The organism is Glaciimonas sp. OK215 (genome assembly GCF_057787885.1).
This window is the reverse complement of sequence record NZ_CM173544.1, coordinates 1,309,995-1,322,030: the sequence shown is the minus strand read 5'-3', so window position 1 is coordinate 1,322,030 and position 12,036 is coordinate 1,309,995. Positions and strand designations below refer to the sequence as shown.

Here is a 12,036-nt window from a genome sequence, read left to right as displayed (position 1 = left end):
CGCATTCCACACAACTCATCTGGCCCTGTTTTGCCACCAAGTCGAAATCACGTAGGGATCGGCCTGGTAATACAGCGGCAGCTTGGCCGGGATGCCGAAGCGGTCGCGATACGCAATGCGATGGGTCGATGAAAACCAATGGGTGACCACGATATATTTGTGCAGCAGCACCCGGTCCAGCGCGCGCGCCGCCGCCACCAGCTCTTTGCGGGTATTGGCTGCCACCAGCGCCGCCACCAGCTTGTCGACCGCTGGATCTTTCAAGCCCCAGGCGTTATTCGAACCTTTTTCATCCGCCGCTTTGGAGCCGAACATGTCGAACATTTCATTTCCGGGGCTGCTGACATCCGGGAAGCGGATAGTAGTCATGTCGAAATCGAACTCTTCCATGCGCTTTTGCACCAGCGCATAGTCGGCGGTGCGCTGATTGACTTGCATCCCCAGTTTTTGCAGGTTGCGGACATACACGCTGATGACGCGCGACAGCGACGATTGGTCGTCCAGAATCTCAAACGCAAACGCTTCACCTTTGGCGTTGCGCAGCGCACCGTCGCGGTAGGTCCAACCAGCGTCTTTGAGCAAAGCCTGGGCTTGAATCAGGTTGGCGCGCAGCGACCTCGGCGGATCGGTGCGCGGCGGCAGCGGCGCCGGGCCGAATACCGCCGGGTCAAGCTTGTTGCGCATCGGTTCCAGCAGTTTCAGCTCGTCGCTTGACGGCAGGCCGGTGGCCGCCAGTTCGCTGTTATTGAAGAAGGAATAGATGCGCTTGTACTGGCCGAAAAACAACTGCCGGTTCATCCATTCGAAATCCAGCGCCAGGCCCAGCGCCTGACGCACCCGGATATCCCGGAACTGCGGCCGCCGCAAATTCAGCACGAAGCCCTGCATGCCGGCGCCGTTGGAATGCGCCAGTTCCCGCTTGACGATTTCGCCGCTGGTGAATTTAGGCCCGTTATAGCTGCGCGCCCAGTTTTTGGCACTGTACTCGACCACCACATCGAACTCGCCCGCCTTGAACGCTTCCAGCCGCGCCACATCGTCGCTGTAAAAGCGATAGGTGATGCGACCGAAGTTATACATGCCCTTGCGCGACGGAACCTCGCCGCCCCAATATTTCGGGTCGCGCCGGTAACTGATGGAGCGGCCGACATCGAAGCTATCGATCAGATACGGCCCGCTGGCAATCGGCGCTTCCAGCTGGATATTCTCGAAGGAGGTCCTGGCGCCCCACTTGCGCGAGAACACCGGCACAGCGCCGACGATCAGCGGCAATTCACGGTTCAGCGTCTTGAAATCGAAGCGTACCGTGCGCGCATCCAGAATCACGCATTGCCTGACCTCTTTGAAAATCGATTTGAACTGCGGCGCGCCTTTCTGCACCAGCATGTCGAAGGAATATTTGACGTCGGCCGCCAGCACCGGGTCGCCGTTATTGAAGCGCGCCTTCGGATTCAGTGTGAACGTCATCGACATACGGTCGGGTGCCAACGCCATATCCTGCGCCAGCAAGCCGTACATGGTGGCGACCTCATCCGAGGACGACACCGCCAGCGTCTCGAACATCAATATCGACACGCCCGCTGCATCCACGCCCTTCATCGAGAACGGATTGAATTTATCGAAACTGGTACGGCGGTCGGGATTGGCGAGAAACAGCTCGCCGCCTTTCGGTGCATCCGGATTCACATATGCAAAATGCGTGAACCCGGCCGGATATTTAGGCGTGTCGTAGAGAGAAAAAGCGTGTGCGGCAAATGCGTTGCTGCCGCAAGCCATCAACAGGAAAGACAAGAACAGCCTAACCATGCGTGGATTCGCCGTATGGTCTGGACACAGCAAAGATATTGTTTCGCACAAACGCTCCCGGAGTTTGCATCATTCTACCCAAAGGACGCGTTCTACAGCGACGATTTACTTCGAAATCCGCTTGAGGTGGATATTCGGGTGGCGCTATTGATCAAGTGCTGAAATTTCCATGTCTTCCCGCCCCCCGGGCAAACCGAGCGGCACCCGCCTCGCCTTCATCAAAGACAATCGGCACACCATGAGCGCCTTCACTGCGCAATGCCTGTTCCAGCGACAGGTTCCACTGGTCGTAGACCGACGCGCGATCGGTCAGCATGCACTTTTGTGGAAAACTTGCTATCAGGCGCGCCAGCTGCTGTGCCGAGATCAGTGCCTCCCCCACCGGCGTGACGCGATTGACCAGGCCCATGGCCAGCGCTTCGGGGGCCAGCACGGGACGCCCGGTCAGAATCATGTCAAGCGCCCGGCCCTGCCCCACAATCCGGGGCAGTCGCACGGTCCCGCCATCGATCAGCGGCACGCCCCAACGTCTGCAAAACACGCCAAATACAGCGTCTTCGTCAGCGACCCGCAAGTCGGCCAGCAACGCCAGTTCCAGGCCGCCCGCAACTGCATAGCCGCTCACGGCGGCGATTAGCGGCTTGGATAACGCCATGCGGGTCGGCCCCATCGGGCCGCTGCCGGCGCCGTCAGGATCAAGCTCGTTGCGCAATGCCGGATCACTGACAGCATCCAGGTCGGCGCCGGCACAGAAATGGCCGCCGGCGCCGGCGATGATGGCCACGCGCAGTGTGGAATCCTCTTCAAAACGGATAAATGCTGCGCGTAGCTCCGCAGCCATCGGGCCGTCAACAGCATTCCGCTTGTCCGGCCTGTTCAGCGTGATGGTGCAGACGGCGCCATCGGTGGCGAATGACACATAGGGCATATTGTTTGCTCGCATGGCAAGTGGTTGGCGCTACGTTGAAATCATCAAGGAATGCCGCGATCAGGAGTCTATTTCTTTATTCCGCAAATATGGACAGAGTAGGCAATATCAGTGCCGGCTGGGTGGCCTAAAATACTACCACGTGCTCTCGGTGAGCACTAACCAGGAGAAACATCATGTTAATTGCCAGATGGCAAATCAGTGCCCGCTTCGGGCACAAGCAACAAGTCATCGACCGGCTGCAAGCGTGGGCGCGCGACATCGCGCCGCAAGCCGGTCTCGTGCGGGGCCGGCTTCTCACCGGCTCGATCGGTGCGCTGGAGGCGATCGTGGTCCACGAATGGGAAGTGGCCGATCTGAGCGAGCTCGATCGGGCGTGGGAGCTGCTCCCATCGATCCCCGCGCACGCGCAGTGGAGCAAGGAGCTCGAGCCTTTCGTCGTCTCCGGCACCGCGCGCTGGGAAATTTATCGCGTCGTCGGCGTCGTCTGAATCCGTCAGTGTCCGACAGGCTCCTGGAGCGCCGACGCCGCAGACTTGTTCTCGGGATGCGCGAACTGCTTGACCACCAGGGCGGCTGTAGCGACCAGGCCGAATAACGCCGCGCTCAACACCGGTGCCAGCGCCGGCCTCGTCATGCCCCATTCCTTGATCAGCGAAGGGGCGATGAAACCAATGGTGGCGGTGTCAAAACCATCGCATGTTCAAGCGAACGGCAAGCCGACGTAGTTTTCAGCCAATGCTGTAGCCGCCGCGCGCGAACTGACGACATACTCGAGCTCTGCGCGCTGTAGCTCCTGCTGAAAAGGAGACGCACCGTCGAACTTGTGGAACATGCCGGTCATCCACCACGAAAAATGCTCGGCGCGCCAGACGCGCTTGAGCGCCACACCGGGATGACGCCCAGGCAGTTCCGTCAGCAAAGTGCGTCCACAGCGCAGTGATCGTAGCAACGCTACGAGAGCGTCTCGATTTGTACTTTCAGCAGCGCAACCGCCAACCTTTCCGCCACTGGTCCACCTCGGTGCCCGCGTTGTTTGCGCGGTTCGACCGACAGCGGCAGAAGCGGGGAATTGCTGCAGGGCAAAACAAATATTCCAGCCCACCCGAGATACCTGCAGGCAAGCTTAGATTTTTTCAACCTCTGTTCTTGCCGCCACACCCTTGCTGATACTTTCCCCATCGTCCTTGCGCAAGGTCCAGAACGTCAGCGACGACAGGATCGTCAGGCCGGCCAGCGTCAGAAACGTATGGTGCAAGGCAGCGCTCACGACGAGATGATCGGTTTGAGGCCGGCCGGCCAGATACCAGCCTGTGATCAGCGAGCCGCAAGCCAGGCCGAAACTCATCGATAACTGCTGCAGCGAGCTGGCAATCGTGCTGGCCATGCTGGAATCGGCGCTGTCGACGTCAGCGTAGGCGATGCTGTTCATGCTGGAAAACTGCAGCGAATTGAAAAATCCCAGCGACAGGTTGAGCATGACGATAGCAACCAGCGGCGCTCCCAATCCAACCAGCGAAAACAGGGCAATTGTCACGCCAATCAGAACGGTGTTGACGATGAGCACCTGGCGGTAGCCGAAATGTGCCAGCACGCGTGCGGAAATGACTTTCATCCCCATCGCGGCCGCGGCCGACGGCATCATTAACAGGCCCGATTGCCAGGCGGGCAGTCCCAATCCGAGCTGATACAGCAGCGGCAGCAGAAACGGCATGCCGCCCACCCCGAGGCGGGTGACGAAGCCGCCCGCAACGGAGACGCGGAATGTGCGTATCTGAAACAGGGTCAGGCGCAGCAACGGATGGCGCTCCTGGCCGGCGTGCCACACATAGGCGGCCAGCAGGCTGATGGCGAGCAGGAGCAGCACCGCGGCCGATGTCGGGTCAAGGGTATGCTCGCCGAATATTTCGAGCAGCCATGAGAGCAGCGCGATTCCGCTGCCAAACAAGACCAGTCCGATCAGATCCAGCGGCCGGGGTTGGTCGCCGTAATAGTCTGGCATGTAACGGTGGGCCAGAAACAGAGCGGCCAGTCCGACCGGCACGTTGATAAAGAAAATCTCGCGCCAGGACAACCAGTGCACGATCAAACCGCCCACGGCCGGCCCCAGCAGCGGCCCGATCAGGGCTGGGATGATGACGAAATTCATTGCGCCCAGCAATTCATTTTTGGGGAAGGTGCGGAGAATGGCGAGGCGGCCAACCGGAATCATCAGCGCGCCGCCGATGCCTTGCAAAATGCGCGCCGCCACCAGCATCGGCGAATTGAGGGACAAGCCGCACATCATCGAGGAGAGCGTGAAGATCGCCACCGCACCGGCAAACACGCGCCGGGTGCCGAAGCGGTCGGCCACCCAACCGCTCACCGGGATACAGACCGCCAGACTGAGAATGTAACTGGTGACCACCGCTCTCAGACTGAGTGGCGTCACGTGCAGGCTGGCGGCCATGCTGGGGACGGCAGTATTGAGAATGGTGGAGTCGAGCTGCTCCATGAACAGTGCGATCGCGACGACCCATGGAAGGTAGTTTTTGGTGGTAGAACTAGTCATCGGGCGCGGTACCTATCGTCAAAGTCGGAGAGTGTTGAGATTGTCACGAAAAATTCGCCGGACGCTGACCGGGCTGTCCGGCACAAGCACCCAACTACTTTTCCGCCATCATATACCCTGCGTTCCTGTCCCAAAATCCGGCCTTGATGCAGGCGATGCACCGTGCCGACAACCTGTCCTGGCTGGGCTGGCGACACCTTCTATCGCGCCATGGCCAAATCGCTCCGGTGTTTTGGAGATTTTCCGCTCGAAGGCATAAGCAATAAACGTGGTGATGGTGCGGCCTGTGTCGGGCATGGCACCAGACAGGGTGCCAATGAGCGTTCCGCGCAGCATGCCGTTGCGTAGCGCATTGGGTGCGTCGGGACGGTTCAGCGTCATCAAACGAATCCCGGCCCGGCTGCGGTCCAGAAGTATGTCCTGATAACTTTCCATAGATGCGAAGTGCTCACCTTACACGCGCTCGATGATCAGTGCGATACCCTGGCCAACGCCAATGCACATCGTACACAGTGCATAGCGTCCCTTGGTACGTTCCAGTTGGTTCAATGCCGTCATCACCAGGCGCGCGCCGGACGCGCCGAGCGGATGACCGATGGCAATCGCGCCGCCGTTCGCATTCACATGCGCCGCATCGTCCGGCAAGCCGAGGTCGCGGGTCACTGCCAGCGCCTGTGCCGCGAACGCCTCATTGAGCTCGATCACGTCCATTTGCGATAACGTCAGGCCGGTCTGCGCCAGTACCTTCTTCGCTGCAGGCGACGGACCGAAACCCATAATGCGCGGTGCCAGACCGGCGCTAGCCATGCCCAGCACGCGTGCGCGCGGCGTCAGGCCATGGCGCTGCGCTGCGGCGGCGGATGCCAGCAGGATCGCACATGCACCGTCGTTGACGCCGGACGCATTGCCTGCCGTGACGCTGCCGTCCGGGCGCACCACACCCTTGAGCTTCGCCAGCATTTCCAGCGAGGTCTCCGGACGCGGGTGTTCGTCGGTCGCAAAGACCTTCGCATCGCCCTTCTTTTGCGGAATCGTGACCGGTACGATTTCGGTAGCGAAAAAACCGGCGGCATGCGCGCTGGCCCAGCGTTGCTGGCTGCGCACGGCCAGTGCATCCTGATCGGCGCGGTTGATCTTGAATTCATCGGCGACGTTCTCCGCCGTTTCCGGCATCGAATCGATGCCATACTTCGCCTTCATCAGCGGATTGACGAAGCGCCAGCCGATGGTGGTGTCCTCGATTATTGCCGAGCGTGAAAATGCGCTGTCGGCCTTGGCGAGCACGAACGGCGCCCGGCTCATGCTTTCCACGCCGCCGGCAATGATCAGGCCGGCCTCGCCGGCCTTGATGCTGCGTGCGGCGAGACCGACCGCGTCCAGGCTGGAACCGCACAGACGGTTGATCGTATTCCCCGGCACGTCAATCGGCAGGCCCGCGAGCAGCGACGCCATGCGGCCGACGTTGCGATTGTCTTCGCCGGCCTGGTTGGCGCAGCCATACAACACATCGTCGACTTCGGCCCAGTTCACGCCCGGATTGCGGGCCATCAATGCCTTGATCGGGAGCGCACCGAGGTCATCCGTACGCATGGACGATAAGGCGCCGCCGTAGCGGCCGAATGGCGTGCGGATGGCATCACAAATGAAAGCAGTCATTGCAGTTCCTTCAAAAAATTCCGTGCAACAAAGCCAATCAATTGGCAAACCCGGCAATCCCGGTCTGGGCGTGCACCATGCGCTCGTCGTCCGTCAATTGTTCGGTCAATAATAATGGGTCGTCCCAATGGAAAGAGGCTTTAGCGTGTGCCATGTGAATCTCCTGAATAGTTGAAACGAAAAAAAATCAATTGCTTGAATGCAGTAACGACAAACCCAATTGGGCACGCCGGATCAGCCAGGGACTGGCCCGATAACGTGGGTCACCGGTAGATTGATACAGGTTTTTCAAGATGGTCAGCACACGCGGCGCACCGATATGATCGCCCCACGCCAGCGGCCCGCGCGGATAAGCCAAACCTGACTCGACCGCGCAATCGAGGTCCTGCGGCGTGCAAATCCCTTGCTGCACGATGTCGCAACCGATGTTGACGATGGCGGCCAATACCCGCTGCACGATAAAACCGTAGCTATCCTGGATGAGTGTGACGGCTTGCCCGCTCTGCGCCAGCAATGCCTGCGCCTGTTGCGCCAGCGCCTTGTCGGTCGCCGGATTGCGCATCAGCGTCAACCGCCCGCGGCAATCCGTCAGCGTGTCGATGCCAAGCGTGCGTGCTGCATCCAGCCCTGCGCGCGCCACCCAGGTGCTGACGTCTTCGCCCAGCGGGGCAACCAGACAGAGCGCCGTCGCAGAAGGATTTTCAGCGGTTTCGACAACTGCGCCGCAGCGCGCCAGCAACGCCGCCAGCTGCGCCGTGGTGTGGGCCTCCGCACCGGCAACCCAGACCGTCCCGGACCAGGACGGCACCTGGCTGTCGGCTGGACTGACCGGCTCAACGATCAGCCTGCCATTCTCATACCGGTAGAAGCCGCGACCACTCTTGCGTCCCAGCAAACCGGCACTCAGCCGTTGCGCGGTGATGACGCTGGGGCGATAACGCGGCTCCTGATAATACTGCCGGTAAATCGACTCCATCACCGGATGCGAGACATCGAGGCCGGTCAGATCCAATAACTCGAACGGCCCCAGGCGGAATCCGGCGGCCTCGCGCATGACTGCATCGACTTGCGAAAAATCCGCTGCGCTCTCCTGGACAATCCGCAGCGCTTCGGTCAGATAGCCCCGTCCCGCATGGTTGACTATGAAGCCGGGGGTATCCTTGGCGCGCACCGGCTGATGCCCGATCCGGACGGCAAAGTCGGCCAGCGCTTGCGCGACAGGTTCCGCGGTAAGCACCCCGGAAACGACCTCGACCACCTTCATCAACGGCACCGGATTGAAGAAATGAAAACCGGCGACGCGCTCGGGATGGGTGGCAGCGGCAGCAATGGCCGTCACCGATAGTGACGATGTGTTGGTCGCCAGGATACAAGCGCTGCCGACAATCTGTTCCAGCGTGCGCAACAATGCGCGTTTGGCATCGAGATTTTCGACGATCGCTTCGATCACGATGTCGCAATCCGCGAACGCGTCGAGGGTATTTTCCGGTGCAATCTGTTCGATTGCAACGCGTACCGCCGCTTCGCTCAGCTTGCCTTTCTCCTGCAATTTTTTGAGTTGCGCAATGATCGCAGCGCGTGCGTTTTCAGCCGCGCCAGGCTGCATGTCGAATAACCTGACGCGTACCCCAGCCTGTACGGCTGTTTGCACAATCCCGCGGCCCATTGCGCCAGCGCCGACCACGCCCAGGACGGTAGCGCTGGACATTCCCTGTGTATGCATTAGTGACACCTATTCCAGAAGACTGCAGTGACTGCGTTTTCGACGTCGATCCGATCTTCAATCAAGCCGGCGATTTGGGGCGATGACATCTTCGGGAAATGTCGGTCCAGGATGACTCGGCGATTTACTGTAAATTTCATTGTCGATGCGTCAGGCCTGCTGGAAATACGCCGCGTGAAGTTCGTCCAATTGCACCTCAGCCGCAGATGTTGAATAAGTGATTTTTCCACTCTGCATCAGATGAATTTGATCAGCGAGGGCAATCGCCCGATGCGTATTTTGCTCGACCAGGACAATCGTTTTTCCGCTATCTCGCAGGCGTCCGAAGATCTCAAACAAAGTATCCACCACTGCGGGCGCCAATCCCAATGAAGGTTCGTCGATCAGCAGCATCTTCGGATCCGACATCAGTCCTCGACTGAGCGCCAGCATCTGCGCTTCGCCTCCCGACAATACGCCCGCCATCTGACTGGCACGTTCTTTCAGGCGTGGAAACATATCGTAGACGGCTTCCAGTCGTTGACTGACATGCGGCCGGCTTTGTTTGCCGAATGCCCCGACAACCAGATTGTCTTCCACGCTCATGTCGCGAAAGATCATTCGCCCTTCCGGGATCAATGTCAGACCCGACTCACTGATGTTCCAGGCGCTTGAACCGGCCATTTCCTTGTCAGCGAATTTGATGCTGCCCTGCGTCACCTTGATCAATCCCATCATGGCACGCAAGAGCGTGGTTTTACCGGCCCCGTTGGGCCCGACAATTGCCGTTATGCTGCCTTTATTGATCGATAACGAGACGTCCCACAAAATGTTAATCGCGCCGTACCCGGCTCGCACATTGTTAACCTTCAACATGGCTGCCTCCCGTATATATTTTTTGTATGACCGGATCACGAAACACCTCGTCAGGTTTTCCGTTAGCAATGATTTTCCCGAAGTTCAGTACGCATACGCGGTCGCAGAGGTTGACGATTGTCTCGATATCATGTTCAACAATCAAAATGCCCAGATTGTATTTTTCACGGATTTTTTTGAGCAGCAACATGAAATGCCGTTTGCCCTCTGTCTCCAGACCGGCCAGCACTTCATCAAGCAATAGTAGTTGCGGTCCGGTCGCCAGTGCCTTTGCGACCTCGAGCGCCTTCAGTTCACTTAACGCCAGCTCGGTCGCTGCATTCCTGTTCGCTTTTTTCTGCAGATTCAGCAAGTCAAGAATGTCGTGCAGATATGGCAAATCAACTTTACCGGTAGCAAATCTTTGCGCAACTCTCAGATTCTCCATCACGGTCAGTTCGTGCATCGGTTGCGGAATCTGAAAGGTCCGGCCAATGCCAATACGTGCGCGCTTATGCAGACTCATGGTGGAAATATCGACACCGGAAAAGTTGAGTGTTCCGTTTAGCTTTACCAGTCCGGAGATCGCGTTGAACAAGGTGGTTTTACCAGCGCCATTGGGACCCACGAGACCGAGAATCTCTCCTTTCGACACTCTCAGGGTGACGTTATCCACAGCGGTGAATGCGCCAAAACTGACTGAAACACGTTCAACCGTTAACATGTTTACGTTCCTCCCAACGTTGTTTCAGCAGCGGCAAAAGTCCACGCGGCGTCAACATGATTACCAGCACCAGCAGTGCGCCCAGAATGAATTGGTGGCCGGTTGGAAACATCGCCTTGAATATCATCTGATCTGCGAAATAGACAACAATCGCTCCAACGACAGGGCCAGACACCGTTCGGTATCCGCCGAAAATTGCGGCGATGATCGGCACGATCACCCACTGGCCGCCAAAGGTGTAATCCGGTTCAATGAAATTCAGGTAATGGGCATTGAAACTACCGATCACACCGGTCATGAAAGCGGATAGCAGCAGAACCAGCGCCTTGAATAAAACGCTATTCACGCCAACCACCCTGGTTGCATCTTCCGATCCATGCATCGCTCTCAGTGCCAGACCATAAATGCTGCCAAAAATCAATTGATAGACCAGCATGAACAGCAACACGATGGTGAGTATGCAGATGTAGCTGCCCGCTTTTGTACTCAGATCGAGCCCCAGAACGACGGGCAAGCGTGCCACCGACGGCATTCCTCCGGCACCGCCGGTCAAGCCGTCGAACTGAATCGCCAGCACGCGAAATATCTGCGAATAGGCCAGAATGGCGAGTGCGAAGTAAGGGCCCTTTAGCCGCAGGACGGGCAGCATTACCACACCGGCGCAGGCCGACACCAGGCCGCCAGCAAGCATTGACGGCAGGACCGGCAAACCAAGCCTTAGCGAAATGATCGCTGATGCATAAGCGCCTGCACCAATGAAAGCCGAATGTCCAAAACTGACCATGCCACCCAAATTACCAAGCATGGCCCAAGCCAGTGCCACTCCTCCGATCGTCAACGCCTCAATCAGGATACTGATTGCGTACTGCTCGCTGCGCAATCCAAAGGGAACGACTAGATAAAGAAAGGCAAGAACGATTGCCCAGACGATAGTTTTTTTCATCCGCGTCTTCCTGCAGCACCAAACAGCCCGTTCGGACGCAATAACAGAACGAGCAGAAAAATAATCATGGTAGACAGCTCTTGCAGTCCGGAATTGAAAAAAGTCGCCGTCATGGTGTCTGTAATGCCCAGCAACAGCGCGCCAATCAATACGCCCGGGATGGAGCCAATTCCTGCGAGTACGGTGATGACGAATGCTTTGATCGTCAGTGACTCTCCAAGAATCGGTTGAATAACTCTGAAGCTATAGATCGCAACGCCAGCCACGGCCGCAAGAATTCCGGATATCAGAAACGCCACAAGTTCGATCGTGTATGGATTGATCCCCATAATTTTTGCCGCGTCACGATTGCTTGAGACTGCCCTGACTGCTTTGCCATACCAGCTTCTCGACAACCACAGCCATACGCCGGCAAGCAGGACGATGCTGAGACCGAAGGATAGTATTTCGCTGCGCATTCCATAGACGTGACCAAACGACATCGCGTCCTGCAGCCACTCAGACGATGATGAATGAATATCGGCACTCCATACCAGCAGGATGAGATTGGTCAACATGAGGCCGACGCCATACGTCAGAATCAGCGAGTTGATGTCCCGATCAACCCGTATTCTGCTGAGCAGCGCATAAATGCAGGCCGAAACAACGCATACCAGAACAATTGCCAGCGGAATTGCCATGAACGGGTTGAGGCCCAGTTTCGACTCGACCATGTAGGCGATATAGCCGCCCAGAAGCACCAGTTCGCCATGTGCCAGGTTAATAATTTTCATGGTCCCGAAAACCAGCGCGAGTCCCAGGGCCACAAGTGCATAGGCCCCGCCTGCCAATATCCCGGAAAAAAGGGACTGGACGAATAACTCCGACATGT

11 protein-coding genes and 2 pseudogenes are annotated in these 12,036 nt (G+C 58.1%); 1 reads left to right on the top strand and 12 read right to left on the bottom strand.

Annotated elements, in window-relative coordinates; all coding sequences use genetic code 11:
• Nucleotides 1–15: 15 nt before the first annotated feature.
• Entirely contained in the window at nt 16–1,806 is a 1,791-nt protein-coding gene (locus tag AC3CHX_RS05855; protein ID WP_488643146.1) for an extracellular solute-binding protein, read from the bottom strand.
• Between the two features lie 151 nt (nt 1,807–1,957).
• On the bottom strand, nt 1,958–2,734 hold the full coding sequence (locus AC3CHX_RS05850) for a crotonase/enoyl-CoA hydratase family protein (RefSeq protein ID WP_488643145.1): 777 nt from the start codon (nt 2,732–2,734) through the stop codon (nt 1,958–1,960).
• Nucleotides 2,735–2,910: 176 nt separating this feature from the next.
• Here AC3CHX_RS05850 and AC3CHX_RS05845 point away from each other — a divergent pair, with 176 nt between their 5' ends.
• The gene (locus AC3CHX_RS05845; RefSeq protein WP_488643144.1) at nt 2,911–3,225 is read left to right on the top strand and encodes a hypothetical protein; all 315 of its coding nucleotides are present in this window, start codon (nt 2,911–2,913) and stop codon (nt 3,223–3,225) included.
• Between the two features lie 5 nt (nt 3,226–3,230).
• Here the strand turns inward: AC3CHX_RS05845 and AC3CHX_RS05840 are convergent, their stop codons facing one another.
• From AC3CHX_RS05840 to AC3CHX_RS05795, 10 genes and pseudogenes are all read right to left on the bottom strand, one after another.
• Entirely contained in the window at nt 3,231–3,371 is a 141-nt protein-coding gene (locus AC3CHX_RS05840) for a hypothetical protein (RefSeq protein WP_488643143.1), read from the bottom strand.
• 66 nt (nt 3,372–3,437) lie between these two features.
• Nucleotides 3,438–3,623 (bottom strand): annotated as a pseudogene (locus AC3CHX_RS05835) (4-hydroxybenzoate 3-monooxygenase); the annotation flags it as partial.
• Nucleotides 3,624–3,860: 237 nt separating this feature from the next.
• On the bottom strand, nt 3,861–5,285 hold the full coding sequence (locus AC3CHX_RS05830; RefSeq protein WP_488643142.1) for a DHA2 family efflux MFS transporter permease subunit: 1,425 nt from the start codon (nt 5,283–5,285) through the stop codon (nt 3,861–3,863).
• Between the two features lie 183 nt (nt 5,286–5,468).
• Nucleotides 5,469–5,720, bottom strand: a pseudogene (locus AC3CHX_RS05825) (tripartite tricarboxylate transporter permease); the annotation flags it as partial.
• An 18-nt stretch (nt 5,721–5,738) separates the two neighbouring features.
• Complete coding sequence (gene pcaF, locus AC3CHX_RS05820) at nt 5,739–6,941, bottom strand: 3-oxoadipyl-CoA thiolase (RefSeq protein ID WP_488643141.1); 1,203 nt, start codon at nt 6,939–6,941, stop codon at nt 5,739–5,741.
• Nucleotides 6,942–7,128: 187 nt separating this feature from the next.
• Entirely contained in the window at nt 7,129–8,649 is a 1,521-nt protein-coding gene (locus AC3CHX_RS05815; RefSeq protein ID WP_488644725.1) for a 3-hydroxyacyl-CoA dehydrogenase, read from the bottom strand.
• Nucleotides 8,650–8,814: 165 nt separating this feature from the next.
• Entirely contained in the window at nt 8,815–9,519 is a 705-nt protein-coding gene (locus AC3CHX_RS05810; protein WP_488643140.1) for an ABC transporter ATP-binding protein, read from the bottom strand.
• The gene (locus AC3CHX_RS05805) at nt 9,506–10,222 is read right to left on the bottom strand and encodes an ABC transporter ATP-binding protein (RefSeq protein WP_488643139.1); all 717 of its coding nucleotides are present in this window, start codon (nt 10,220–10,222) and stop codon (nt 9,506–9,508) included. The genes AC3CHX_RS05810 and AC3CHX_RS05805 overlap by 14 nt, the downstream gene beginning before the upstream one ends.
• Complete coding sequence (locus AC3CHX_RS05800; protein WP_488643138.1) at nt 10,209–11,165, bottom strand: branched-chain amino acid ABC transporter permease; 957 nt, start codon at nt 11,163–11,165, stop codon at nt 10,209–10,211. Before AC3CHX_RS05800 ends, AC3CHX_RS05805 begins: the two co-directional genes overlap by 14 nt.
• Nucleotides 11,162–12,034, bottom strand: a complete 873-nt coding sequence (locus AC3CHX_RS05795; protein WP_488643137.1) for a branched-chain amino acid ABC transporter permease — start codon at nt 12,032–12,034, stop codon at nt 11,162–11,164. The genes AC3CHX_RS05800 and AC3CHX_RS05795 overlap by 4 nt, the downstream gene beginning before the upstream one ends.
• Nucleotides 12,035–12,036: the final 2 nt, after the last annotated feature.